Source organism: Kitasatospora sp. NPDC127060 (assembly GCF_042724935.1).
Lineage (GTDB): Bacteria > Actinomycetota > Actinomycetes > Streptomycetales > Streptomycetaceae > Kitasatospora.
The window spans coordinates 1-1330 of the sequence record NZ_JBHXEG010000195.1 but is presented as its reverse complement, the minus strand read 5'-3'; the positions used below and the strand labels follow the sequence as shown (position 1 = coordinate 1330).

The 1330-nt window shown below is 73.1% G+C and carries 2 protein-coding genes; both read left to right on the top strand.

Going from position 1 to position 1330, the window contains the following annotated elements:
• Positions 1-515, top strand: a 515-nt coding sequence (locus ACFWIS_RS40655) for an acyl carrier protein (protein ID WP_380464146.1), incomplete at its 5' end; no start/stop codon positions are given.
• A partial coding sequence (locus ACFWIS_RS40650; RefSeq protein ID WP_380464148.1) for a beta-ketoacyl synthase N-terminal-like domain-containing protein occupies positions 512-1330 on the top strand: 819 nt, incomplete at its 3' end. The genes ACFWIS_RS40655 and ACFWIS_RS40650, both read left to right, overlap by 4 nt.

Here is a 1330-nt window from a genome sequence, read left to right as displayed (position 1 = left end):
CCGGTGTTCCGGTCGACTGGTCGGGGTTCTTCACCGGGCGGGGCGCCAGGACGACGGACCTGCCCACGTACGCCTTCGACCACCACCACTACTGGATCACCGACGGCCCGGCGCACCGGACCGCCGCCGCAGCGGTCGAGTCCGTCGCACCGGAGGCCCCCTCGGCCGGCCTGGCCGAGCAACTCGCCGACCTCGACGAGGCCGACCGGGCCGGACACGTCCTGGACGTCGTCACCGAGCAGACCGCGGCCGTGCTCGGCCACGCCGACGTCCGCGCGATCGACCCCGACCGGCCGTTCGCCGAGCTGGGCTTCGACTCGCTGACGGCGGTGGAACTGCGCAACCGGGTCAACCGGATGAGCGGTCTGACGCTCGCCGCGACCCTGGTCTTCGACCATCCCTCGCCGAGCGCCCTCGCCGAGTACCTGCGGGCCCGCCTGAGCCCCGACACCGAAGAGTCCCTCGACGATCTGTTCGCGTCCATCGACAGCGAACTCGGCCCGGAAGCGAGCTGACCGCCGTGACCACCGCGACCACGCCCAACGAGCGGAAGCTCGCCGACTACCTCAAGCGGGTCACCGCCGAACTGCGCGGCACCCGCGAGCGCCTCGCCCGGGCGGAGGCCTCCGACGATCCGATCGCCGTCGTCTCCGCGGCCTGCCGCTACCCGGGCGGCGTGCAGTCGCCCGAGGACCTGTGGCGGCTGGTCGCCGACGGGGTGGACGCGATCGGCGAGTTCCCGACCGACCGCGGCTGGGACCTCGCCGACCTGGCCGTCCGTTCCGACACGACCAGGGGCGGATTCCTGTACGACGCCGGGCAGTTCGACGCCGCCCTGTTCGGGATGTCACCCCGCGAGGCCCTCGCCACCGACCCCCAGCAGCGCCTCGCCCTGGAGACGGCCTGGGAGGCCGTCGAACGCGCGGGCATCGACCCGACCTCGCTGCGCTCCACCCGGACCGGGGTGTTCCTGGGCTTCGCCGGCCAGTCCTACACGGACATGGACTCCGGCGCCGACGACCTGCGCGGCTATCTGCTGGCCGGCAGTGCCGCGAGTGTGGCCTCGGGCCGGATCGCCTACACCCTGGGTCTGGAGGGCCCGGCGATCACGGTGGACACGGCGTGTTCGTCGTCGCTGGTGGCGTTGCACCTGGCCGTCCAGTCGCTGCGGCGCGGCGAGTGCACGATGGCCCTGGTCGGCGGCGTCACCGTGATGTCCACCCCCGGGGCGTGGATCGAGTTCTCGCGTCAGCAGGGGTTGGCGGGGGACGGTCGGTGCAAGTCGTTCGGGGTGGGTGCGGACGGTACGGGGTGGTCCGAGGGTGTGGGT